Below are 24,449 nucleotides of genomic sequence, written 5' to 3'. Positions count from 1 at the left end.
GCTTGTGAGTGAGGACCTGTCGTGCCCCTGCCCTTCCTGACGGCCGACCGCGACTTCGACGCGGCCGAGGACATCGCGCTGCCGTTCGTCGACCACGACCAGTGGCGGCGTCCGTACCGGCCCGGGCCGTGGCGGGTGGGGCTCGCCGCGCTCGCGCTGCTGCTCGCCTCGTTCGTGCTGCTCGCCGCCGTGATCATCGCCGCCGCGGGGGCGCCCGGCGGGGCCATGTTCACCTTCGGCTTCGCCGCGGTGATCATCGCCGCCGCGCTGCGCAGCCTGCGCATGGGCGTCTGGGTCAGCCGGGCCGGCCTGCGGCACGTCCGCTTCTTCACGACGAGCACCCTGCCCTGGCACCAGGCGGACGGCGTGCGCACCGTCCAGCAGCCCGTGCGCTGGCTGGGCCTCCCCCGCACCGTCCAGGGCCAGGCCCTGATCCTCGTACGGCGAAACGGCGAGCAGACGCCGCTGCTGACCGACCACAACGCCGACTTCCTCTCCCGCGTCGAGGCGTTCGACCGCGCGGCGGACACGGTCGAGGCCTGGAACGCGGAGTACGCGGGCGCGCGCTAGGACGTCGCCCGCGCCGCGTCGTGCAGCGTGATCGCGCGCTGCATCGCCTTGCGGGCGCGCGGGGTGTCGCGGGCGTCGTGGTAGGCGACCGCGAGGCGGAACCAGGAGCGCCAGTCGTCCGGGGCGTCCTCCGTCTCGGCCTTGCGACGGGCGAAGACCTCGTCGGCCGAGTCGCGGTCGATCCGGCCGCCCTGGGTGCGCTTCAGCTCGTCGACGGGCAGTCCGCCCTCGGCCTCCAACTCGGCGGCCAGCCGGTTGGCGCGGCGCGCGAAGCGGGTGTTCTGCCACAGGAACCAGGTGCCGACGACCGGCAGCAGGAACGCTATGGCGCCCATGCCCATGGCGGCCGGCTCGCCGGTGAGGAGCAGCAGGACGCCCTCCATGGCCACCACCCCGAAGACCAGCACCAGGATGGTGGCGAGGAAGACGTACGTGATCTTTCCGCCCATGGTCGTCAGCCCAGGTCCAGGAAGTGTTCCAGACCGAAGGTGAGGCCCGGGACGGTGGTCACGCGGCGGGCGGCCAGCAGGATGCCCGGCATGAAGCTGGAGTGGTGCAGCGAGTCGTGCCGGACGGTGAGGGTCTCGCCCTCGCCGCCGAGCAGCACCTCCTGGTGGGCCAGCAGGCCCCGCAGGCGTACGGCGTGCACCGGGACGCCGTCCACGTCCGCGCCGCGCGCCCCGTCCAGGGCGGTGGTGGTCGCGTCCGGCTGGGCGCCCAGGCCGGCCTCGGCGCGGGCCGCGGCGATCAGCTGGGCGGTGCGGGTGGCGGTGCCGGAGGGGGCGTCCACCTTGTTCGGGTGGTGCAGCTCGACGACCTCGACCGACTCGAAGTACGGCGCGGCGAGCTGCGCGAACTTCATGGTGAGGACCGCGCCGATGGAGAAGTTCGGGGCGATCAGGACACCGGTCTGCGGGAACTGGGCGAGCCAGTCCCGCAGCTGCGCGAGGCGCTCCTCGGTCCAGCCGGTGGTGCCGACGACCGCGTGGATGCCGTGGCGCACGCAGAAGTCGAGGTTGCCCATGACCGAGCCGGGGGTGGTCAGCTCGACGACGACCTGGGCGCCCGCCTCGACGAGCGTCTCCAGCTTGTCGCCGCGGCCGAGGGCCGCGACCAGTTCCATGTCCTCGGCGGCCTCGACCGCTCTGACCGCCTCGGAGCCGATCCGGCCCTGGGCTCCGAGGACCGCCACGCGCAGCTTGCTCATTGCTCTTCCTTACTCGTACTCGTACTCGTACTCGTCGAGGGACTCGGCGGTCAGGAGACCGCTTCGTGGAGGCGGCTCGCCTGCTTGTCCTTCAGCGGGCCTATCACCGAGAGCGAGGGCCGCTGCTCCAGTACATCGCGCGCCACCTCACGCACGTCGTCGGGGGTGACGGCGGCGATCCGGGTCAGCATGTCGTCGACGGACATCTGGGTGCCCCAGCACAGCTCGCTCTTGCCGATGCGGTTCATCAGCGCTCCGGTGTCCTCCAGGCCGAGGACCGTGGAGCCGGAGAGCTGGCCGATGGCGCGGGCGATCTCGTCGTCGGTGAGACCGTCGGCGGCCACCTTGTCGAGCTCGTCCCGGCAGATCTTCAGCACGTCGTGGACCTGGCTGGGGCGGCAGCCCGCGTACACGCCGAACAGGCCGCAGTCGGCGAATCCCGAGGTGTACGAGTAGACGCTGTAGGCCAGGCCGCGCTTCTCCCGGACCTCCTGGAAGAGGCGGGAGGACATGCCGCCGCCGAGGGCGGTGTTCAGCACGCCGAGGGCCCAGCGGCGCTCGTCGGTGCGGGCCAGGCCCGGCATGCCGAGGACCACGTGCGCCTGCTCGGTCTTGCGGCCGAGCAGCTCGACCCGGCCGGCCGTCCGCAGGGTGCGCCGGCCGTCGCGGGGGGCGATCGGCGCGGCGCCGTCGCGGCCGAGGGCGCCGGCCTGTTCGAAGGCGCGGCGGACCTGCCGTACGACGGTGGCGTGGTCGACGTTGCCCGCGGCCGCGACCACCAGGTGGGTGGGGTCGTAGTGCTTCTTGTAGAAGCGGGCGACCTGGTCCCGGGTGAGCGCGTTGATGGTGTCGACGGTGCCGAGGACCGGGCGGCCCAGCGGGGTGTCGCCGAACATGGTCTGCGCGAACAGGTCGTGCACCATGTCGCCGGGGTCGTCCTCGGTCATCGCGATCTCCTCGAGGATGACGCCGCGCTCGGCGTCCACGTCGGAGTCGAGGATGAGCGAGCCCGTGAGCATGTCGCAGACGACGTCGATCGCCAGCGGCAGGTCGGTGTCGAGGACCCGGGCGTAGTAACAGGTGTACTCCTTCGCCGTGAAGGCGTTCATCTCGCCGCCGACCGCGTCGATCGCGGCGGAGATGTCGAGGGCGGAGCGCTGCTTGGTGCCCTTGAAGAGGAGGTGCTCCAGGTAGTGGGTGGCGCCGTTCAGCGCCGGGGTCTCGTCGCGGGAGCCGACATGCGCCCAGATGCCGAAGGTGGCGGAGCGCACCGAGGGCAGGGTCTCGGTGACGACGCGGAGACCGCCGGGGAGGGTGGTGCGGCGGACGGTGCCGATGCCGTCCTTGCCGGGCAGAAGCGTTTGGGTACGGGCGACGGCCCGCCCCTCGGTGGAGGGGCGGGCCGTCGTCGCGGAACTGCGGGACGTCACTGGTCGGTGTCGTCCTTCTTCTCGTCCTCGCCCTCGATCACGGGGATGAGGGAGAGCTTGCCGCGCTGGTCGATCTCGGCGATCTCGACCTGGACCTTGGCGCCGACCGCGAGCACGTCCTCGACGTTCTCCACGCGCTTGCCACCGGCGAGCTTGCGGATCTGCGAGATGTGCAGCAGGCCGTCCTTGCCGGGCATGAGCGAGACGAAGGCACCGAAGGTGGTGGTCTTGACGACCGTGCCCAGGTAGCGCTCGCCGACCTCCGGCATGGTCGGGTTGGCGATGCCGTTGATCGTGGCGCGGGCGGCCTCGGCGGCCGGGCCGTCGGCGGCACCGATGTAGATGGTGCCGTCGTCCTCGATCGTGATCTCGGCGCCGGTGTCCTCCTGGATCTGGTTGATCATCTTGCCCTTGGGGCCGATGACCTCGCCGATCTTGTCCACGGGGATCTTGACGGTGATGATCCGCGGGGCGTTGGGGGACATCTCGTCCGGGGTGTCGATCGCTTCCATCATCACGTCGAGGATGTGGAGGCGGGCGTCGCGGGCCTGCTTGAGGGCCGCGGCCAGGACGGAGGCCGGGATGCCGTCCAGCTTGGTGTCGAGCTGGAGGGCGGTGACGAACTCCTTCGTACCGGCGACCTTGAAGTCCATGTCGCCGAAGGCGTCCTCCGCACCGAGGATGTCGGTGAGGGTGACGTAGTGCGTCTCGCCGTCGATCTCCTGGGAGATCAGACCCATGGCGATACCGGCGACGGGGGCCTTGAGCGGCACACCGGCGTTCAGCAGCGACATGGTGGAGGCGCAGACCGAGCCCATGGACGTCGAGCCGTTGGAGCCGAGGGCCTCGGACACCTGGCGGATCGCGTAGGGGAACTCCTCGCGGGTCGGCAGGACCGGCACGAGGGCGCGCTCGGCGAGGGCGCCGTGGCCGATCTCGCGGCGCTTCGGGGAGCCGACGCGGCCGGTCTCGCCGGTGGAGTACGGCGGGAAGTTGTAGTTGTGCATGTAGCGCTTGCGGGTCACCGGGGAGAGGGTGTCCAGCTGCTGCTCCATGCGGAGCATGTTGAGGGTGGTGACGCCCAGGATCTGGGTCTCGCCACGCTCGAACAGGGCGGAGCCGTGCACGCGCGGGATGGCCTCGACCTCGGCGGCCAGCGTACGGATGTCCGTGACGCCGCGGCCGTCGATGCGGACCTTGTCCTTGATGACGCGCTCGCGGACCAGGGCCTTGGTGAGGCTGCGGTAGGCGGCGGAGATCTCCTTCTCGCGGCCCTCGAAGGCCGGGAGGAGCTTCTCGCCCGCGAGGACCTTGACGCGGTCCAGCTCGGCCTCGCGCTCCTGCTTGCCGGCGATGGTGAGCGCCTGGGCCAGCTCGCCGCGGACGGCGTCGGAGAGAGCGGCGTAGACGTCGTCCTCGTAGTCGAGGAAGATCGGGAACTCGCCCTCGGGCTTGGCGGCCTTGGCGGCGAGGTCGGACTGCGCCTTGCAGAGGACCTTGATGAACGGCTTCGCGGCCTCGAGACCGGCGGCCACGATCTCCTCGGTCGGCGCCTCGGCGCCGCCCTTGACGAGCTCGATGGTCTTCTCGGTGGCCTCGGCCTCGACCATCATGATCGCGACGTCGCCGTCCTCCAGGACGCGACCGGCGACCACCATGTCGAAGACGGCGTCCTCGAGCTCGGTGTGCGTCGGGAAGGCGACCCACTGGCCGTTGATCAGGGCGACACGGGTGCCGCCGATCGGGCCGGAGAAGGGCAGGCCGGCCAGCTGCGTGGAGCAGGAGGCGGCGTTGATGGCGACCACGTCGTAGAGGTGGTCGGGGTTGAGCGCCATGATCGTCTCGACGACCTGGATCTCGTTGCGCAGGCCCTTCTTGAAGGACGGGCGCAGCGGGCGGTCGATCAGGCGGCAGGTGAGGATCGCGTCCTCGGAGGGCCGGCCCTCGCGGCGGAAGAAGGAGCCGGGGATCTTGCCGGCGGCGTACATCCGCTCCTCGACGTCCACCGTGAGGGGGAAGAAGTCGAGCTGGTCCTTGGGCTTCTTCGACGCGGTGGTCGCGGAGAGCACCATGGTGTCGTCGTCCAGGTAGGCGACGGCGGAGCCGGCGGCCTGGCGGGCCAGGCGGCCCGTCTCGAAGCGGATGGTGCGGGTGCCGAAGGCGCCGTTGTCGATGACGGCCTCGGCGTAGTGGGTCTCGTTCTCCACTAGCGGTTTCTCCTACGTTTCGTCTTTGCGTCCGCGGGCCCGTGTGGCGTGCGGACGGTGCGGGAGAAGCGGTGTCGTGGCGGGCCGGTCTTCGATCGAAGCTCCCGGGAACCATGCCCGGGGGCCACTACCGAGGACCGGCGGCGTGCCGGCTGCTTCTCGCGCGTGGATGTGGCGTTGTGTGACCAGACTAAGTGCCGGGAGGTACATCGCGCACGTACAGCAAAGGGAGCGGCCCCCTGAAAGTGGGAACCGCTCCCTTCACAGCGACTTACTTGGCGCCGGCCGCACCGCGGCGGATGCCGAGGCGGTCGACCAGCGTACGGAAGCGCTGGATGTCCTTCTTGGCCAGGTACTGCAGCAGGCGGCGACGCTGACCGACCAGGATCAGCAGACCACGACGGGAGTGGTGGTCGTGCTTGTGGGTCTTGAGGTGCTCGGTCAGGTCCGAGATGCGGCGGGAAAGCATCGCGACCTGGACCTCGGGGGAGCCGGTGTCGCCCTCCTTGGTGCCGAACTCGGCCATGATCTGCTTCTTGACAGCGGTGTCGAGAGCCACGCGGATCTCCTCTGGTTCGTGCGCCCGCGAGTGCCCCTGGTCTTGGTCTCAGGGGAAGCTTCGGTGACTCGGGGGCGAAGGTCCGATGAGCGCTGCTTCCCGATTCCCGTGGGGTTCCGGAAGCGCGTACACAAACGGCCGTCACACAGCGTACCAGGTCACCTCAGGGTCCCTTAGGTGACCTCAGCTGGTCAGCGAGCGGGCCCGCATGAAGACGTCGAGGACGGCGAGGCACAGCGGGACCAGGGAGAGCAGCACGAAGCCCTCGGTGAGGTCGAGCAGCCGGCCCCAGAAGGGCGAGAGGCCCTTGCGGGGGATGATCAGGCCGATCGCGGTGACCAGGGCGGCGCCGGCGGCGACGGCCGCGGTCAGCCAGATCGTACGGATGTCGAGGCCGCCGCGGTCCCCGTACATCAGGAGGTCCGTCACCAGGTCGACCGGCGGGTTCAGGGACAGGCCGAGGACCAGCAGGGCGATCGCGGCGAGGCCGGCGACCAGGACGCAGGCGACCTGCGAGGTGTAGCGGAAGAGGCGGGCGCGCAGCAGCATCGCCAGGCCGGCGGCGAGGGCGAGCAGCTGGCCCCACATGTTCCCGGCGAAGCCGAGGACGGCCGAGGCGCCGACGACGACGGCGGCGCAGCCGCCGACCAGGCCGAGCAGCATCTCGTGGCCTCGGCGGGCCTGGAGCGCGATCCGCTCGCCGTCGACGGGCTGCGCGTCGGGGGCGGCCGGCTGGTGCGGGTCGGCGAGGAACTCTTCGTCGGCGGCGCTGCGCGGGGAGGCGTAGCCGATGGGCAGCCGGGCGAAGCGGGCGGACAGGCTCGGCAGGAAGGCGACCAGGCCGATCGCGACGGGCACGCAGACGGCGGCCGTCTGGGTGGCGGAGGCCTCGGTGAGGATCGCGACGAAGGTGGCGAGGGTGCCGACGGTGGCCAGGAAGGTCGCGGCGACGAACGGGGCGTCACCGCTGGGGGTGAGCGCGACCAGGGCGACGGAGGCGACCAGGACGGTGACGCAGCCCATCAGGAACTGCAGCCGGCCGGGTCCCTGGCCGGCGTCCGGGGCGAGGATGCCGGAGCCGGCGATCAGCAGCAGCGGCAGCGCGCCGAGGCCGAGACCGACGGCGGTGGCCCGGTCCCCGTACACCCGGGCGCGGACGCCGGCGAAGGCGGTGAGGAGCACGCCGGCCGCGCCGGCGATGACGCCGGGCAGGCCGTGCATGTCGTGCCGGACCGGGTCGGCGAACCAGAGCACGAAGCCCATGAGGACGAGGAGCAGCACGCCGCCGACGAGTCCGGCGCCGCGCAGCAGGTCGTCGCTCCACAGGTGCCGGTCGCGGGTGACGGCGGAGGCGACGGCGTCGGACACGTCGTCGAAGACGGCCGGCGGGAGGGACTGCGCGAAGGGGCGCAGGCTCAGCACCTCGCCGTCGAGGACCTGTTGGGCGGCCAGCGTGCGGGCGCCGTCGAGGACGGTGCCGTCGCGGCGCACCAGGTGGTATCCGGTGGGGGCGCCGGCCGGCTGGCTCTGCCCGGTGAGCCGGAGGATCTCCGGGTAGACGTCGGCGACGGCGATGTCCTCGGGGAGTGCGACGTCGATGCGGCTGTCCGGCGCCACGACGGTGACGCGGCAGAAGCCGGTCGCTGCGGTCGTACTCACGTGTCTGGACCCCCTGATTCGCGGTTGCGCACACTGCGGCGACACCCTACCGGGGACCACCGACAGTGGCTGCAAGTAGGATCCTGCTCTCACGGGGGAGTCCGCATCGAAACACAGTCGACGGGGGCGCTGGTGCGGTGAATCCTCCCCGAGCCCGCCCGTAACGAGGGATTGATGCGCCGGTGAGCCAGATCGTCGTCAAACGCCCGCCGAGGTCTCTTCCTCCGGAAGTACCCGGTGAGCAACTGGTCCTGGAGTCCCCGCCGGAACTGCCGCGGGGGCAGCAGGAGTCCGCGTTGATGCAGCTCCTGCCGATGCTCGGCATGGGTTCGTCCGTGGTGTTCTTCTTCATGACGCCGTCGCCGATCATGCGCATCATGGGCACCCTGATGCTGGCGTCGACGGTCGGCATGGCCATCGCCCAGTTCGTCAGATTCCGCCGTGGGTCGCAGGGGCAAATGGCCGATGTGCGGCGGGACTACCTCAAATACCTCGCGCAGACCCGGCGTACGGTGCGGCGCACGGCGCGCAAGCAGCGCGACGCGCAGCTGTATCTGCACCCGGCGCCCGAGCAGTTGTGGTCGGTGGTCGCGGAGGGCTCTCGGGTCTGGGAGCGGCGGGTCGGCGACCACGACTTCGCGCAGGCCCGGATCGGGCTCGGCGCCCAGCAGTTGGCGACTCCGCTGGTGGCGCCGGACACGGCGCCGGTGGACGAGCTGGAGCCGCTGTGCGCGGGGGCGATGCAGCAGTTCCTGGCGGTACACGGAACGCTGGACGGGCTGCCGATGGCGGTCTCGATGCGCGCCTTCTACCACGTGACGGTCTCCGGCGATCCGGAGTCGGCGCAGTCCGCGGCGCGCGGTCTGGTGGCGCAGCTGGTGACCCTGCACTCCCCCGACGACCTGATGGTGGCCGTGGTGGCGGCGCGGGGCGCGCAGGAGCGCTGGGACTGGACGAAGTGGCTGCCACACACGCAGGTGCCGGGCACGGTCGACGGGGCGGGCACGAAGCGCCTGTTCGGCGACGACCTCGGCGAGCTGGAGCAGCTGTTGCGCTCTCGTCTGGAGGGCCGGCCGCGGTTCAGCCGGGAGAGCCAGCCGGTCCTGGACCAGCCGCATGTGGTGGTGGTCCTGGACGGCGGGCTGGTGCCGCCGGACTCGCTGCTCGCGGCGGCCGAGGGCCTGCAGGGCGTGACCATCGTCGAGGTGGTGTCGGGCGAGCTCGACGAGCCGCGCGGCGGTCTGTCCGTGGTGGTGCGGCCCGGGCGGCTGCGCCTGGAGTCGGGCGGCGGTTTCGCGTACGAGGGCGTGCCGGACGGCATGTCGCCGCAGGCCGCGGAGGCGTTGGCCCGGCAGCTGGCGCCGCTGCGGATGGGCGGCGGTGACGACGACGAACCGCTGCTCGCCAACCTGGACTTCACGGATCTGCTGAGCCTGGGCGACGCTGCCTCGGTGGACGTGGCGCGCACCTGGCGGCCGCGTTCGGTCGCGGAGCGGCTGCGGGTGCCGATCGGTGTCGGCGAGGACGGCTCGCCGGTCATGCTGGACCTGAAGGAGGCCGCGCAGGAGGGCATGGGCCCGCACGGTCTGTGCGTGGGTGCGACGGGTTCCGGAAAGTCGGAGCTGCTGCGCACGCTGGTGCTCGGTCTCGCGGTGACGCACTCCTCGGAGACGCTGAACTTCGTCCTCGCGGACTTCAAGGGCGGCGCGACCTTCGCGGGCATGTCGCAGATGCCGCACGTGGCGGCGGTCATCACCAACCTGGCGGACGACCTGACGCTGGTCGACCGCATGGGCGACGCGATCCGCGGAGAGCTGCAGCGGCGGCAGGAGCTGCTGCGCTCGGCGGGCAACTACGCCAACATCCACGACTACGAGAAGGCCCGGGCGGCGGGCGCTCCCCTTGAGCCGCTGGCCTCGCTCGTCCTGGTCATCGACGAGTTCAGCGAGCTGCTGACCGCCAAGCCGGACTTCATCGACATGTTCATCCAGATCGGCCGCATCGGCCGCTCGCTGGGTGTGCACCTGCTGCTCGCCTCGCAGCGCCTGGAGGAGGGCAAGCTGCGCGGCCTGGACACGTACCTCTCGTACCGGATCGGTCTGCGGACCTTCTCGGCGGCCGAGTCGCGCACGGCGATCGGCGTGCCGGACGCGTACCACCTGCCGTCGGTGCCGGGTTCGGGCTATCTGAAGTTCGGTACGGACGAGATGACCCGCTTCAAGGCGGCGTACGTCTCGGGCACGTACCGTACGGGCGGGCCGCGGCTTGAGGCCGGCAGCATGCCGATCGAGCGGCGGCCCGCGCTGTTCACGGCCTCGCCCGTGCCCGTGGTGTACGCGGCGCCGGACCCGGCGTATCTGACCGCGCGGCGCGACGACGAGGACGAGGCGCTCGCGGACACCGTCCTCGACGTGATCGTGCGCCGTCTGGAGGGCCAGGGTGTGCCGGCCCACCAGGTGTGGCTGCCGCCGCTCGACCAAGCGCCGTCGCTCGACCAGCTGCTTCCCGGGCTCGCGCAGACCGCGGACCGGGGCCTCACGGCGACCGAGTACACCCGGCCGGGCGGGCTCACCGTGCCGCTCGGCCTCATCGACAAGCCGTTCGAGCAGCGCCGCGAGGTGCTGTACCGGGACTTCTCGGGGGCGGCGGGCCACATGATGGTGGTCGGCGGCCCGCAGTCCGGCAAGTCGACCCTGATGCGCTCGCTGGTCGCGTCGTTCGCGCTCACCCACACCCCGGCCGAAGTGCAGTTCTACTGCCTCGACTTCGGTGGCGGCGGCATGTCCTCGCTGGCCGAACTGCCGCACGTCGGCGGGGTGGCCTCGCGCCTCGACCCGGAGCGGGTGCGGCGCACGGTGGCCGAGGTGCTCGGCGTGCTGAACCGGCGCGAGGAGTTCTTCCGCTCGCACAACATCGACTCGATGACGACCTACCGGCGCAAGCGCGCGGCGGGCGAGCTGCCGAACGAGATGTGGGGCGACGTCTTCCTGGTCATCGACGGCTGGGGCGGTTTCCGCACCGAGTACGAGGGCCTGGAGTCCGTCATCTCCGACCTCGCCTCGCGCGGACTCGGCTACGGCATCCACGTGGTGATCACCGCGGCCCGCTACATGGAGGTCCGGGCGGCGCTCAAGGACCAGATGCTGGGCCGGCTCGAACTGCGGCTCGGTGACGTCATGGACTCCGAGTTCGACCGCAAGGTCGCGGCGAACGTGCCGACCGGCGTGCCCGGCCGCGGCCAGGTCCCGGAGAAGCTGCACTTCATGGGCGCGCTGCCGCGCATCGACGGATCGAGCTCGGCGAGCGACCTGTCGTCAGGCACGGCGGCCTTCGTCGAGGCCGCCCGCACCGCCTGGCAGGGCCCCGGCGCCCCGGCCGTCCGGCTGCTGCCGCACAAGCTGCCGGCCGAACAGCTCCCGAAGGGCTTCGAGTTCCCGCAGCACGGCATCGCGATCGGCATCGACGAGACGCGCCTGGAGCCGGTCTTCGTCAACTTCGAGACCGACCCGTTCCTGCTGATCTTCGGCGAGAGCGAGTCCGGCAAGACCAATCTGCTGCGGCTCATCGCCAAGCAGATCGGCGAGCGCTACTCCCCCGACGAGGCGAAGCTGGTCGTCGGCGACTACCGGCGTTCGCTGCTCGGCGCGCTGCCGGAGGAGCACCTCCTGGAGTACGCGCCGATGGCGAGCTCCATGCAGATGCACATGGAGGCCCTGTCGGGCGTCTTCGCCCGCCGCCAGCCGCCGCAGGACGTGACGCCGCAGCAGCTGCGGGACCGCAGCTGGTGGTCGGGCCCGCAGGTCTTCATCATCGTCGACGACTACGACCTGGTGGCGACCAGCGCCGGCAACCCGCTGGCCCCGCTGGCCGAGTACCTGCCCTTCGCCCGCGACACGGGCGTCCGCTTCATCATCGCCCGCAACAGCGCGGGCGCCTCCCGCTCCCTGTACGAGTCCTTCATGCAGCGCATCAAGGAGCTGGGCGCCCAGGGCGTCATCCTCTCCGGCGACCCCTCCGAGGGCGACCTCGTCGGCACCGCCCGCCCCCGCCCGATGCCCCCGGGCCGCGGCTACTTCGTGGGCCGCCGGGGCCAGGCTTCGCTGGTGCAGACGGGGCGGCTGCCGGAGCGGTAGACCGCGGGTGCGGAGGGTGCGGAACTGCGCCGCACCCTCCCTACGTCTCCAGGCAAGGCGAGTGAGAGCGACGAGACGGACGCCCAGAAGCACGAAAGGTTCGGCAGGACATGAGGACCCGCGAAACCCTCGCCTTGCGCCCACCGCGACCCCCGCGCGCCCAGGTCGCGTGTGCCGCGGTGATCGTGGCCGCAACCGCGCTGACCGGATGCGGTGTGGTGCACGAGACGAACGACGAGATGCGTACCACGTCCTTCCACTCCTCCGGCGGCACGACGGCATTCGCCGGCGGATGGCAGGAGATGTGGTGGAACCCTGACCAGGGACTGCGGCTCAAGGCCACCTGGGTGGGCGGCTCCGGCGAGATGTACTGCAAGGACGGCACGACGTACACGAGTGCCGCGCTCCTCGCCGACGGGCTGGCGGAAGAGGGCCGGTCGACCACTCTGCCGGACCGGCTCACAGGGATGTTCGTGGTGTCCGAACTGCCCGACGACGCGGACTGCGACACGTACTTCAAGATCCCCGACCAGGCCGAACGCGCCTCCGACAACGATCGCACGTTCCAGGGCAGGGCCACCAAGGCCTTCACCATCGAGGCGGCACCCGACGCCACGGACACCTACTACGTGGCGACCGACACCTCACGCCTCGTCCTGCTGCAGTCGGAGCGGAACGGACGCTCCAGCACGACGACGTACGACTCGTACGGGGAGAAGTTCACGATCAGTCTGCCGGCGGCAGAGAAGACGATGCCGCTGGAGGAGTTCCGTAACCAAGCCCCGGAAGGATGATCCATCGAGTGAGTTCTCGGACACGGCGGATATCGCACATGTGGCCCTGAGCGGGCCGGAAACGGGGAGGGATCATCATGGGTTTCGACGAGGAGTGGGCCGCGCTGCGCGCTCAGGCGGCTGAGCGGCAGGAATCGAGCATGCGGCTGAACCAGGTGCCGGCCGATCCTTCAGGGCCGACGCCCGGAGGCGGTCCGGGTGTCTTCGGCTCGTCTCCGGCGGAGAAGCAGGCAGCGGCCAACACGATCGAGAACGAGCTCGAAGACAGCACGAAGAGGTCCACCGACTGGGCCGACGAGTCGTCCAACGCCGCCATCAAGGCTTTCGACGGCTGGCAGACGGCCGCGGGTCTGAAGAAGGTCCAGGAGACCTGGGACCAGCAGGTCAAGACCCTCATGGGCCGGCTGTCGTCGGAGAAGAACGCGCTGCGCGGGGCGTCCGGCTACTTCGTGCGGAACGACCTGGACATCCGGGGCCAGTTCGCGCCCTTGGCGCCATCCGGGATCGACGGCATAGAGCCGCCGCGATGACGGCGCAGCACACCGACGGGGGGAGAACCACATGCTGACGTACGCAGAAATCATGACCACCGACTTCGGGGCACTGACGACCTCCGCCGAGAAGTGGGAGTCGATGGCGGGCGAGATCAAGAAGGTCGAGGACCGCTACGGGGAGACCGTTCAGAAGATCACCATGGGTGGGACTTGGCTCGGCGCCAGCGTCGGCGTCGCCCACACCAACTTCGCCGGAACCCGCTACGAGTACGCCGCCGCCCAGACGCAGGCGAAGGCCGTCGCGTCCCTGCTGCGCGATGCCCACACGCAGTTCGTCGACCTCAAGGGGAAGCTCGACTCCGCACGGGCCGATGCCGTCGAGGCCGGGATGAGTGTCTCGGAGCAGGGAAACGTCACCTTCGACTACGCCCGGCTCTCCGAGGCCGACCGCCGGGCCTACACCCACGACCCCGACGGTCAGAGGTTCATTCGCGAAGGCATCGCCAAGTGGCAGAAGCACATCGATGATCGCGTGAAGGCCGTTTCGGACGCCGACGAAGGCGTCAAGATCGCTCTCAACGCCGTCGTCGTCGACAGCAACAAGGACATCGGCGGCAAGGGCGACGACCAGTTCAACGGCTTCAACGCCGGCGCCAAGGGCGACATCGAGCTCTACGAGGCCGAGAACGCCAAGGACATCGCCACCCGCATCAACAGCGGCGACAAGGTCTCCGCGGCCGACTACGCCGAGCTCAGCCGCTCCTTCCGGGACAACGCCGACAACAAGGCCTTCAGCCAGACCTTCATCGGAGGCATGGGTGCCGACGGCACCATCAGGCTCACGCAGCGTCTCAACCACAGCGCGGTGGACTCCGACAAGAAGAACAAGGATCGCTACCTGGACCTGGAGAAGGGACTCGCCAACACGCTGGCGAACGCCACGGAGGTGCCGGGCAAGGTCTCCGATGCGCCCCCCGGTTCGAAGGCCTTCAAGGAATGGCTGGACAGCCCCGACGGCACGTTCTACCGGGAGTTCACCGACGGTCTGAGCAAGGCCGGGATGAAGAGCGACGACAGCGAGACCGGCAATCCGCTCTACGGCTACCAGTCCTTCGTGAGCCTCATGCAGCACGCGGACACGAAGTACGACGACCAGTTCCTGTATGACCTGGGTGACGACCTGATCGCCGCGGAGAAGAAGCAGCCGGGGATCTTCACCATGTGGGGCCGCGGTCACGCGGGCGTGGAGACGGACGCCATCGACGGTCTCCTCGGTGTGATGAGCAAGAACCCGGAGGCCGCGACGGCGTTCTTCGACGCCAACGGCAACGGCACGGCAGGCGACAAGGTCACGAACGACCACCTGCACTACCTGGCGGGCAGCGGCGACGGAACCCGCGACTGGCCCCGCAACACGATCCTGGGCTACGCCGTCACGACTCTGGACGACCCCACCAGCCGCATCGGCCTCGGCGCCGCCCTGGAGGCGGCGACGACGGGCCACCCGCCGCTGGGCGCCAACCAGGACCCCTGGCCCACGGTGCCGCACACCGAGGCGCAGGCCCGGGTGATGCACGACGTCATCGGCGAGATCGGGCCCTCCCAGAGCATGCACGCGAACCTGCGCGAGCCGCTGTCGCGTGCCCTGGCCACGTACACCGAGGACACCCATCAGATCCTGGGAGGCATGGGCGACGGAAGGTATGTCACCTCGGCGACGGGCGACGGCTTCTTCCGGGACGGCGACAAGACGCATATGGCCGTGACGCAGAAGGACCTGGTCCAGTTCATGAGGGGGCTTTCCGACGACCCCGAGGCCTACGCGAACCTGCACAAGGCGGAATCCCGCTACATCAGTCTCGAGATGGAGAAGATCCCCAACGGGGCCGGCGGCTTCGAGCAGAGCAACCCGCTGAGCAACGCCGGCGCGACCCTGGGCGCGTACAGCGCTATCCGGGAGGACGTCATGAACGACGACCGCATGGCGGCGTACAGCAAGGCCGACTGGCAGTCGAAGATCGCCTATCACATCATCGGCGGCATCGTGACGCCGATGACCATCCCGACCGCAGGCGGCTCCATCGTCGTCGGCGACGCGCTGCAACGTGGTGTGGACACCTGGGCCTGGCAGTTCGGCAACGGGTTGAAGGCCGAGGCTGACACCAAAGCCAATGTCGAGATCGCCGACCACTATCTCAACGCCACCAACCAGATGCAGGTCATGGTCGACTCCTGGGCGGACGGACGACAGGACATCGACAAGAACGAGCGGGCCGGTCTGAAGAACTCGATCCTCGACGGTCACGACCGTGGAGCGAACGCCGCTCAGAAGTATCTGACCGACACCACCAACTGACGCGGACCGGAGGTTGAGCAGCAAGCCATGCGACAGGAGACCAATGGCCGGAAGTTTTCGGCCAGGACGCTGATCGTCATCGCGGCGTGCCTGGCCGTACTGGGCGGAATCGGAGCATGGCTGCTGTTCGGCCGCGAGACGGCCGAGCCGTGCAACGGCGTGCCCGGGAACGAGCGCGTACAGAAGTCGATGGGCAAGGCCGTGCAACCCGACATGAGTTGTGCCGCGTTCGGTGAGGCTCTGGTGAAGGCGACGGTCGGCGACAAGCCCGGGCACCATACGCAGCAGCAGGCCCAGGCGCTGAAGGACGTGCTCTTCGCGCTGGGGTTCACGCAGCCTGACGACTTCACGCTCGATCCGGCGCTGCGGCTCCCGCTCGCCACCGCGTTGGCGGACTACGCGCCCGATGTCCACGAGACGCTCGCCGGCCTCGACAGCAAGTACATCGTCGAGTCGGACCAGGAGGACCCGCCGTGGGAATCCGGGGGCACGTATCACCTCGCGGTCTACAACACGTTCTTCCGGGACATCCTGCGCGCGATCTCCGAGAATCCTGACGCCTACGCTCTGCTGCGCGTGGTCGAGACCAGGCAGGTGGCGCAGGAACTGGACGCTGTCCCCAGTGATGCCAAGGACGCGGCCTTCCGGTTCCCCCCGAAGAAGGGTGCTCGCGCCCTCGGTGTCCTTGACGGCGTCGCCTCCGTCGTCGTGAAGCACCAGGACGAGGACGAAGCGCGGACTTGGCGGACGACGGTCGTGGACGCCCTCACTCGCGGCCTCGGCACGCCGGTCGAGGTGAAGGAGTCTCCGAGCGGGCGTCTCACGAGTGCCTGGCTGCGGGACTTCGAGAAGACCGGCGAGGAGGAACGTTTCGATCGTCTGAGTGATCAGGGCGTCGACCTCGCCCGCATCTGGCTGAAGAGCAGGAACACCGACGCGACGACGCAGCAGGGCCTACTGGCGGAGGTGGCGGACAGCGCACTCGGCGGCTCTCGCGAAGTCACCTGGTGAATCGACGCCGCGTCGTAGACCGGCGCTCCGGCCTTGCGACACCGCCCGGCCCTTCACCGTGCTCTGCTCCGGGCCCGGAGCACGAAGGCCCAACCGAGCGAAGAGAGATGATGCACACGATGAGGAAGTCCGTCGGCGCAGCGACCCTGGCCATCGCTCTGGTCGGTCTGGTCGGGTGCCAGAGCGGTGAGTCAGGCTCCGGTGACCACGACGCTCTGAGCGTGGAGCGGCTGGCGCTGCTCGCCGATGGCGTGGGAAAGGGCAGTTCCAAGGACTGTCCTCTTCCCTACGACGTCGCAAAGGCTGCCGCGAAGGTCGGCCTCGGCAACGACATCGTGCCGGGTGCCCCCGACGACCAGGACGCCGTGGTGGCCACGGCGGAGAACGGCACGCAGCCCGAGAAGGACAGCGCCTGGGCCGCCAATCCCGGCGCCCTGGTCCGTTGCACGTACCACGTCGGCGAGGACGCTCTGAAGATCTACACCATCGGTGGCCGGAAACCGGGCGTGGTATCTCTCCTGGTGCCCGTCATGCAGCAGGCGGGCGGCATGGACGTCTCCAGCGAACTGGCTCCCTACGTCGAGGAGACCAAGAAGGCGGCGCCCGGAGAGGCGGTGCAGAGCGCGGGAGGGAACGTGGTGACCGTCCCGCTCAGCACTGACGACGCAGACCATGTCGCGATGGTCCTGACGGTCGGGAACATGGGGAAGACCTCGCTGAAACCCGGGCAGATACTGGAGCTCGCGAAGACGTTCGCCGCGCAGGCCGAGTGAACCGGTGGGGCTGATGTAGTCCTCACTCGACCACGACACCGTGCTGCGGCACACAATGGCGCGGCGCGCCCGAACACAGGGACGGAGGCCCGACGATGGGTCTGCTGGACAGGTTCACCGGAACCCAGCACCCGGACAGGGGCGTCACACCGCTGTCCGCCATGGAGGTCCGTGAGGCGCTGCTCGCCGTGAACAGCGCGGACAAGCCGTACGTCGTACGCAACGCACGCCCAGCGGAGAAGGCCGACCTCGTAGCGGAGTTGCGGGTCCTGGAGCCCGCCTGGCGGGCCTTCTTCCTCAGGTCCCGGCTGGACCGGACCCTCAAGATCAAGATGCGTCTGGACGCCGACAAGCACGAGGTGCGGGCTCTCGACGAGCAGCTGGAGATCAGCTGGGTCGGGGACACGCCCAGGCCGGCCACGTCGGCCGAGTTCAGCCATGGGCAGGTGACCACGACGTCCAGGCGGTGGACGATCGAGCGGGGTGCCGACGGCCGCCGGCATCTGGTCGGGGACTTCGCCTTCGACACCCAGCAGCTGAAGAATCCCCTGCGCGAGGCGGTCCTCGGCGCGGGGTGGACCTGGCGGGGAATGCTCGTCAGGCTGTGATCGGCCCAAGGAAGTACTTCATGACTCAAGGAATCGGCCGAGACGAACCTGAGGGGTGATTCTGGGCACGCTGAGCGCGAGCGGAGAGGACACATGGCACCAAGGCAGGCACCAACGATCTCCAACATCGAAGCCGGCCGGTTCGGGATCAGCGAGGAGCGGCCGCGGCGCCTCGCGAGCATCTACGAGTGCACGGACACCGAGCTGATCGACGCGCTGGCAGCGATGACAGGCGGGGCAAGGCCGGCTGGTGGGACGAGTACCGGGACAAGATCCCTCCGGGGTTCCTCGACGTCTCGGAGATCGAGCACGACGCGGTCCGGCTCAGGACCGTCCAGACAGCACACCTGCCCGGTCTGTTCCAGACGGAAGACCATGCGCGGGCGACCTTCGCGCTCCCCATCCCGCCGCTGCCGCGGTTGGAAGTGGAACTGCGGGTCGCGCACCGCCTCGCCGGACAACGAGTGATCAGCGGCCCGAGCCCTGTCCCGTACGTCGGGATCGCCCACGAAGCCGCACTGCGCATGCAGTTGGGCAGCTGCGAGATCACACGCGCTCAGCTCCTCCATCTCGCAGAGTCGAGTGAGCGCCCCAACGTCACGCTGCTGGTCATCCCCTTCGGGGCCTGCGGCTTTCCGCTGCTGGACTACTCCGTCCTGTACGCCGAGGCCCCGACCAGCCTTCTGGACACGGTGCAGATGGACTCACCGACCGGCGCGTTGTTCATCGACTCGCCCACGCAACTGATCAACTGCCGCACACGACTGGACATGTCCGAGGAGGTCGCGTTGACTCCCACCCCTTCGAGGGATCTCATCAACGCCATCCTCAAGAAGCTGTGACGGTGTCGTATGCGGACGGTCCGACCTGGGTCAAATCCTCCTACTTCGACAGCGGCAACGACTGTGTCGAGCTGCCCACTGGGGCGACGGCAGCGCGGCCGTCCGGGACAGCGCGTTTCCCGCCCGGGTGATCCCGGTCCGCCGGGCCGCGCTCGCAGCCTTCGTCGCCGGGGTACGCGATGGTCTGCCCGACGGTTCGCCGAGCGCGTAGGGGCAGGGTGATTCCGCAGGATCCGGGTGACAGGCAGACCCGTCAGCACCCATGATTGACCTGCAAGGACGCCGTTCCATCGCAGTATGAAGGAGCAGAGCCAGATGGGCACTCAGCAGGAGAAGGACGAGCTGTACGCGCTCGACATCAGCGACGTCGAGTGGCAGGGCGCCCCGGGCACGAGCGCGGACGAGGAGCGCGTGGAGATCGCCCATCTGCCGGGCGGCGGGATCGCGATGCGGTCGTCGCTCGACCACGAGACGGTGCTGCGGTACACGAAGGCGGAGTGGGACGCGTTCGTACTCGGCGCGAAAGACGGGGAGTTCGACCTCCGCTAGCCGGCCGGCCAGAGCATGAGAAGGGCCCGCTCCGGGAGGAGCGGGCCCTTCTCATGGACCGGGTCGGTCAGTACGACTCGGTGAAGAGGCGCGAGGCCTTCACGTCGGTGGCGCGGTAGCTGTCCTTGCCCTGCTCGACGATCTGGGCGATCTTCTCGAGGCGGGCCTTCATGTCCTCAGCGCGCTTCTTGTACTTGCCCTGAAGGATCTCGTACTCGCGGTGCGCGTCACCGTCCCAGGTGTCGGTCACGGTACGGAGCGCCGTGTCCATCGTCGTGAGGTCGTTGACGATCTGCTGCGAGACCGCGCGGATGCGGTTCGCCATCTCCTGAACGCTTTCGTACCGGACCTTGGTCCCGTTGGCGTCGACAGACATGTTGATCCCCCTTTTCGTCAGATGTTGTTGAGCGACGAGTGGTTGACGGCGGCGAAGGTGGCGCGCACATCGTCGTCGTTCGCGTTGCTGAGGTTCTTCGTCTCGCCCACGGCGTTGAGGAGGACGTTCAGCAGACGACGGATGGTGTCGTGGTCCTCGTTGAGGTTCGTCTGAGCCGTCTTGAAGCCGATCGCACCGACACCGGTCCAGCCGGCGGCGCAGGTCTCGAGGATGTTGGCGAGCTCGCGCGCCTGCTTGGAGACCGCGCTACCCGTCTCGATGATCTTGTTCTTGGCCTGAGTGATCGGATCGTCTGCGAGTCCGAACCCACCAGCGGGAGTGCTCATGTGATGCTCCTCTTGTTGTCGATGCTGCAGTTGTTCATGCGTCTGTCGACGCTCTCCTGCGTACTCCCGCCACGACGCCGAAGCCGATCAGGGCGACGACTGCGACGGCACTCGCGGCGATGGCCCAGAGCGGAAAACCGCCCTCGTCGGGCTCTGCGGCCTGGTTGTTGTCCTTGGCCTGGCCGTTGCCGCTTGCCCCCGTGTTCTCAGGAGAGGGGGAGGTCTGGGATGCGTTGGATGGCTTCGATGTCGGCGCCTTGCTCGCTCCCTGCGCGGCGAGCAGCGGGTCGACGTTGGGGTCGCCCGGGTTGCCCTTGCCCTCCAGGAGGACCTGGGCCGGGCGGATGGTTCCGTAGCCGATGTACTTCGAGGGGACGGGTCCGTCGTGGCCGGCCGTCTCCATCATGACCCGGAGGACCTGGTTCCTTGTCCAGTCGGGGTGAGCGGACCAGATGAGCGCGGCGGTACCGGAAGCGATGGCCGCGGAATGACTGGTGCCCCAGAAGCCGCAGAATTTGTTCTTGTCATTGGGGCAGCGCCCCGGCATTTCGATACCGGGAGCGACGAAGTCGACGTAGGAGCCGTAGTCGGAGAACTTGGCGACTTTGCCCTTGGTGTCCACTGCGCCTACTGCAACCACACCAGGAACGGAGGCAGGGTAGACGTTGCGCCGCTCTCTACCGTCGTTGCCGGAAGCGGCAAAGATCAGTGCGCCTTTCTGCACCGCGTAGTCGACAGTGCTCTGCCACTCGCGGGCTTCGGCTTCGTCCGCCACACCACCGGACGAGATGTTGATCACCCGAGCTCCGTTGTCCACTGCGTAACGGACGCCCTGGAGCATAGTTTTCCACCCGTTGAAGGCGTAGTCGCCCGTCTTGACCGGCAGGATCCCCGCTCCGGGCGCGATGCCCTTCACACCACCGTCGACCCCAGTCCCTGCGATAGCGAGGGCCATGTTCGTGCCGTGACGGTCCCTATCCTTCTCATCCACACGGCCAAGCCCTCCCGTGTCGAAGTTGCGTCCGGGCAGAACCTTTCCACGCAGCTCCGGCAGCGTCGAGTCGACGCCGGTGTCGAGCACCGCCACGGTGATGCCCTTGCCCGTGGCCACCTTCCACAGCTCGTCGGCCTTCATCGCGTCCAGGTACCACTGGCGCGACCGCATGTCGTCCGCCGTCGCGGCCGGCGCCGCGACGGTCCATGTCGCGACGACGGCCGACATGGCACCGAGCAGGGCTGCTGCGCGGCGCCCGGCGACCCGGGTGAGGGGGGACATCAGGGAAGTGCTCCTAGTCGATGACGGGCGGGACGATCTGGCGCTGGCCCGAGGTCCACGTCTCCTCGTCCTCGGACAGATAGTCGGGGCGGTGGCCCGGCTGACGCCGTTCCTCCCCCTCGTGCTGCGACGAAGCGGGCGGACGCACCAGACCCGTGCCGCCGGGCGTGAAGGCCGAGCGTCCACTCACACCGGACGCCGTGGGCGCACCCACGGTTCCACCCGGCTGGCTCGCCAGACGACGGCCTGCGCCGCCCTGGCCGCCGGTCTGGCCGCCGTGCATGCCGCCGGCGCCCGGGCCGTGCATGCCACCCGCGCCACGGCCGTACGGCATCGAGGTCCGCTCCTCGCCGACGACCATGCCCTTGGGCATGCGGCCCATCTGCTGGTTCGTCAGCGGACGGCCGGGCACCTGACGGCCACCGGTGATGCCCTCGGTACGGCCCATCGGGCCGAGCGTGCTCGGACCGGGCAGCCCGGTGCGGTTCGCGGTGCTCGGCAGGCCGGTGATCGGCGCCTTGGGCAGCTGGTAGCCGCTCTGCTGGCCCATCGGCGGCGCCGTGGGCGGCAGCGGCAAGGGCATCGGGTTGGTGGTGACCGGCGGCGTCCCGGTGGTGGTCACCGGCGGCTGAACCGGCGGCCGGTTCGTCGTCTCCGGCGGCGGCGTCAGCGTCACGGAGTCGAGGTTGGTGTCCACCTCGGACTCCGGCGGGAGCGCAGGCGGGGTCGACGGCGGGTTCACCGGGTCGACGATCTGCCGATGCGTGCTGGTCGGGTACGACACATCAGCTCGCTGGAGTGTCGTGTGCCCGGCCGGAGCACTGCCTGTACCAGAACCCGAACCCGAATACGTCCCGGAGCCGGTACCGCTCTCCGAGCCGTACTCGTTGTATCCACCGTCCCAGCGGCCTTCCACAGGCTTGAACTCCGGCTGCCGCTCCGCCGCGAGACGCTCACTCGTCGTGTCGTAATACGACGAGAGCCGCTCCATCTGCTGGATGGCTTCCTGCAGCTTCGGGCCGGTCTCCGCCTCAAGGCGGGCCTTCTCCTTATCCGGGTCCGCGAAACACATGCCCGCCGGCTTTGGCACAGCCGACTTCGCCTCGGACAGCGCGTTTCCCGCGCGCTTCATCTCCTCTGACACGACCTTGGTGAAGTCACCGAGGACGAGTGTCTCCCGAACCATGCCCTCGCCCCACAGGCGGAAGGCATCGCCGCCCTCACCATCCCAGTGCACGTGGGAGATGTAGTGCCTCAGGTCCGTGGCGATGTCGAGAATCTTCGGCACCGCCGCCGCGAGCGCCGTACCCGCGCCGACAACCTCTTCGGGCTTGGCCGACGCGATCATCGCGTACAGAGCGTCCAGGGACTTCCCCTCGAACTCTCCAGACATCGTGTTGTCCTCCCCCGTTTAGCTGAAGCCGCCGGAATCAGTGGCGCTGGGCGCCGGCTTGGCCGGGTCCTCGACACTCGTTTCGGTGTGCTTCTCGTAGTCCTCTTGCGTGCTCTTCTGGATCTGCTGGAAGCGGTCCCGCTGTTCCTGGTTCACGCTGTCGTAGCCCTTGTCGGCGATCTGCGCGCGAATCCCCATCGCCTCGATCGTCTCGCCGAAGATCTTCGTCAACTCTTCGAGCCGCGTGTGCACCTTCTCGTACGCCCCGTGCAGCTCACTCGCCGCGCTGAAGCCCGTGCCGTACGACGCGGCCGTGACCTTCTGCTCGCCGATCTTCGTGTGCTCGGCCGGCGAACCTTTCAGGTCGTCGACCAGCTTCTGCATACGCGTCTGGAAGGTCAGGAGCGTCACTTCGCCGACATCGAGCCCCTGCTTGCCGCCGTCCCCGTTCGGCCCTGCCACTTCGGTTTCCCCCTCGTCACACGTACGAACTCGACCACTCTATCGATTCGGTACGACAGTTCCAACTGCAAAGCTACCTAGGGGTTCCCTAGGTATTCCTACTCATCCGACGACTCGTCCAAGGCATATCTGACGGCTCATCGGGCCACCTTCCGGCGCCGTCCGTCCCTGATCACCACGGCCGTTCCCGCCACCACCGCGACCAGCACCCCCGCGATGCCCAGCGCGTACGTCGCAAGGCGCTCCGAGCGCTCCTGCGGGGTCTCCGACATGGCCATGTGGGCCGGTTCGGGCGCCTCGGCCTTTGGCGGGCCCGGGTCCGGGGTCGGGCCGGTCAGCGGGGGTTCCGGGCCGTCGGCGAGGGCGCGGACCGGGTCGACGACGCCCCAACCCACGTGGTTGTCATGGCCGTTGACCGCGCGGATGGCCGTCTGCTCGATCCGGGTGGCGATCTGCGCGGCCGTCCACTTCGGGTACTTGGCGCGCAGCAGGGTCGCCACGCCCGCGACGTACGGGGCGGAGAAGCTGGTGCCGTTGTCGACGCACTGGCCGCCGCCGGGGACCGTCGAGACCATGTCGACGCCCGGGGCCGCGACGCCGACGAAGGTGCCGGACTGGGAGAAGGCGGCGCGTTCGTTGTTGCGGTCTGAGGAGGCGACGGCGAGGACCCCCGGGAAGGCCGCGGGGTAGGTGTTCTTGAGTTTGCCGTCCATGCCGTCGTTGCCCGCGGACGCGACGACCACCACGTTCTTCTCGATCGCCTTGGCCACCGCCTTCGCCAGCGAGGACTCGGGGCCGAGCGGCTGGGTGGTGTCCTGGGAGATGTTGATGACCTGGGCGCCCTTGGAGACCGCGTAGTCGATGGCCTGGGCCATCGTGTCCGACTTGCCGCTGTTCTTCTCGTCGTTCTGGCGGATCGGGATGATCGTCGCCTCGGGCGCCAGGCCCACGAAGCCCGTTCCCTTGCGCGGGCGGGCGGCGATGATGCCGGCGACCTTGGTGCCGTGGCCCACCTCGTCCACCGTGCCGTCGGTCTTGCCGCGCTGGTCGTTGCCCGCGCCCGGGTTCTTCTTGTCCGGCTTCAGGTAGTCCTTGCCGGCCTTCGCGTCCACCGCGGGCTTCAGTTGCGGGTTGACGTCGTCGACGCCGGTGTCGATGACCGCGACGCGGACGCCCTTGCCCTTGGTGTCCTGCCACAGCTCGTCGAGCAGCACCCGCTGGAGCGACCAGGGGATGCCCTCGATCTGCTTCTTCATCGGGAACGTGCACTCGCCGCTGCCGTCCACCCCCAGGGAGGGGCGCGGTTGCGGTTCCGCCGTGGTGGCAGCCGCCGGAGAGACGGTCAGTACGCCCGTCAGGGTCGTCGCCGCCAGCAGGGCGGCAGTCTTCCGGGTAGTCACCCG

22 protein-coding genes are annotated in these 24,449 nt (G+C 69.3%); 10 read left to right on the top strand and 12 right to left on the bottom strand.

Annotated features, from left to right (window positions below):
- Positions 1-21: 21 nt before the first annotated feature.
- Positions 22-570 (top strand): hypothetical protein, encoded by a 549-nt coding sequence (locus JAO84_RS27215; RefSeq protein ID WP_370415182.1) that lies wholly within the window; start codon positions 22-24, stop codon positions 568-570.
- On the opposite strand, the gene JAO84_RS27210 is transcribed toward JAO84_RS27215, so the two are convergent.
- The 6 genes from JAO84_RS27210 to eccD form a co-directional block, all read right to left on the bottom strand.
- Positions 567-1,019 carry a hypothetical protein gene (locus tag JAO84_RS27210; RefSeq protein WP_370415181.1) on the bottom strand — a complete coding sequence of 151 codons (453 nt, stop codon included), beginning with the start codon at positions 1,017-1,019 and terminating at the stop codon, positions 567-569. The genes JAO84_RS27215 and JAO84_RS27210 overlap by 4 nt on opposite strands.
- A 5-nt stretch (positions 1,020-1,024) precedes the next feature.
- Positions 1,025-1,777, bottom strand: coding sequence for a 4-hydroxy-tetrahydrodipicolinate reductase (dapB, locus tag JAO84_RS27205; RefSeq protein ID WP_370415180.1), 753 nt, complete (start codon positions 1,775-1,777; stop codon positions 1,025-1,027).
- Positions 1,778-1,827: 50 nt separating this feature from the next.
- A complete protein-coding gene (locus JAO84_RS27200; protein ID WP_370415179.1) occupies positions 1,828-3,207 on the bottom strand; it encodes a M16 family metallopeptidase in 1,380 nt (459 codons plus the stop codon).
- Entirely contained in the window at positions 3,204-5,414 is a 2,211-nt protein-coding gene (locus tag JAO84_RS27195; protein WP_370415178.1) for a polyribonucleotide nucleotidyltransferase, read from the bottom strand. Before JAO84_RS27195 ends, JAO84_RS27200 begins: the two co-directional genes overlap by 4 nt.
- 271 nt (positions 5,415-5,685) lie before the next feature.
- Positions 5,686-5,973, bottom strand: a complete 288-nt coding sequence (gene rpsO, locus JAO84_RS27190) for a 30S ribosomal protein S15 (RefSeq protein WP_265864476.1) — start codon at positions 5,971-5,973, stop codon at positions 5,686-5,688.
- A gap of 183 nt (positions 5,974-6,156) precedes the next feature.
- Positions 6,157-7,632, bottom strand: coding sequence for a type VII secretion integral membrane protein EccD (gene eccD / locus JAO84_RS27185; RefSeq protein ID WP_370415177.1), 1,476 nt, complete (start codon positions 7,630-7,632; stop codon positions 6,157-6,159).
- 182 nt (positions 7,633-7,814) lie between these two features.
- Here eccD and eccCa point away from each other — a divergent pair, with 182 nt between their 5' ends.
- The 9 genes from eccCa to JAO84_RS27140 all read left to right on the top strand — a co-directional run bounded on the left by eccCa (position 7,815) and on the right by JAO84_RS27140 (position 19,192).
- Positions 7,815-11,765 carry a type VII secretion protein EccCa gene (eccCa, locus tag JAO84_RS27180; RefSeq protein WP_370415176.1) on the top strand — a complete coding sequence of 1,317 codons (3,951 nt, stop codon included), beginning with the start codon at positions 7,815-7,817 and terminating at the stop codon, positions 11,763-11,765.
- A gap of 110 nt (positions 11,766-11,875) precedes the next feature.
- Complete coding sequence (locus JAO84_RS27175; RefSeq protein WP_370415175.1) at positions 11,876-12,559, top strand: hypothetical protein; 684 nt, start codon at positions 11,876-11,878, stop codon at positions 12,557-12,559.
- Positions 12,560-12,636: 77 nt separating this feature from the next.
- Entirely contained in the window at positions 12,637-13,089 is a 453-nt protein-coding gene (locus JAO84_RS27170; protein ID WP_370415174.1) for a hypothetical protein, read from the top strand.
- A 52-nt stretch (positions 13,090-13,141) separates the two neighbouring features.
- Positions 13,142-15,409, top strand: a complete 2,268-nt coding sequence (locus JAO84_RS27165) for a hypothetical protein (protein WP_370415173.1) — start codon at positions 13,142-13,144, stop codon at positions 15,407-15,409.
- Between the two features lie 27 nt (positions 15,410-15,436).
- Positions 15,437-16,420: a hypothetical protein gene (locus tag JAO84_RS27160; RefSeq protein ID WP_370415172.1), complete on the top strand. Its 984-nt coding sequence runs from the start codon at positions 15,437-15,439 to the stop codon at positions 16,418-16,420.
- Positions 16,421-16,539: 119 nt separating this feature from the next.
- Positions 16,540-17,193: a hypothetical protein gene (locus JAO84_RS27155; protein ID WP_370415171.1), complete on the top strand. Its 654-nt coding sequence runs from the start codon at positions 16,540-16,542 to the stop codon at positions 17,191-17,193.
- Positions 17,194-17,288: 95 nt separating this feature from the next.
- The gene (locus JAO84_RS27150; RefSeq protein WP_370415170.1) at positions 17,289-17,801 is read left to right on the top strand and encodes a hypothetical protein; all 513 of its coding nucleotides are present in this window, start codon (positions 17,289-17,291) and stop codon (positions 17,799-17,801) included.
- Between the two features lie 188 nt (positions 17,802-17,989).
- Entirely contained in the window at positions 17,990-18,643 is a 654-nt protein-coding gene (locus JAO84_RS27145) for a DUF5753 domain-containing protein (RefSeq protein ID WP_370415169.1), read from the top strand.
- A 315-nt stretch (positions 18,644-18,958) separates the two neighbouring features.
- Positions 18,959-19,192, top strand: a complete 234-nt coding sequence (locus JAO84_RS27140; RefSeq protein ID WP_265864482.1) for a DUF397 domain-containing protein — start codon at positions 18,959-18,961, stop codon at positions 19,190-19,192.
- A 67-nt stretch (positions 19,193-19,259) separates the two neighbouring features.
- Here JAO84_RS27140 and JAO84_RS27135 read toward each other — a convergent pair whose 3' ends face one another.
- The 6 genes from JAO84_RS27135 to mycP all read right to left on the bottom strand — a co-directional run bounded on the left by JAO84_RS27135 (position 19,260) and on the right by mycP (position 24,446).
- Entirely contained in the window at positions 19,260-19,568 is a 309-nt protein-coding gene (locus tag JAO84_RS27135) for a WXG100 family type VII secretion target (RefSeq protein ID WP_370415168.1), read from the bottom strand.
- 17 nt (positions 19,569-19,585) lie between these two features.
- Complete coding sequence (locus JAO84_RS27130; protein WP_370415167.1) at positions 19,586-19,915, bottom strand: hypothetical protein; 330 nt, start codon at positions 19,913-19,915, stop codon at positions 19,586-19,588.
- 34 nt (positions 19,916-19,949) lie between these two features.
- A complete protein-coding gene (locus JAO84_RS27125) occupies positions 19,950-21,191 on the bottom strand; it encodes a S8 family serine peptidase (protein ID WP_370415166.1) in 1,242 nt (413 codons plus the stop codon).
- 13 nt (positions 21,192-21,204) lie between these two features.
- Positions 21,205-22,584, bottom strand: coding sequence for a hypothetical protein (locus JAO84_RS27120; protein ID WP_370415165.1), 1,380 nt, complete (start codon positions 22,582-22,584; stop codon positions 21,205-21,207).
- A gap of 18 nt (positions 22,585-22,602) precedes the next feature.
- A complete protein-coding gene (locus tag JAO84_RS27115; RefSeq protein WP_370415164.1) occupies positions 22,603-23,046 on the bottom strand; it encodes a hypothetical protein in 444 nt (147 codons plus the stop codon).
- 137 nt (positions 23,047-23,183) lie between these two features.
- On the bottom strand, positions 23,184-24,446 hold the full coding sequence (mycP, locus tag JAO84_RS27110; protein ID WP_370415163.1) for a type VII secretion-associated serine protease mycosin: 1,263 nt from the start codon (positions 24,444-24,446) through the stop codon (positions 23,184-23,186).
- Positions 24,447-24,449: the final 3 nt, after the last annotated feature.

The organism is Streptomyces fradiae, assembly GCF_041270065.1.
In the GTDB taxonomy this organism is placed as follows: domain Bacteria; phylum Actinomycetota; class Actinomycetes; order Streptomycetales; family Streptomycetaceae; genus Streptomyces.
The sequence above is the reverse complement of the archived record's forward strand: the minus strand, read 5'-3'. Positions and strand labels throughout refer to the sequence as shown.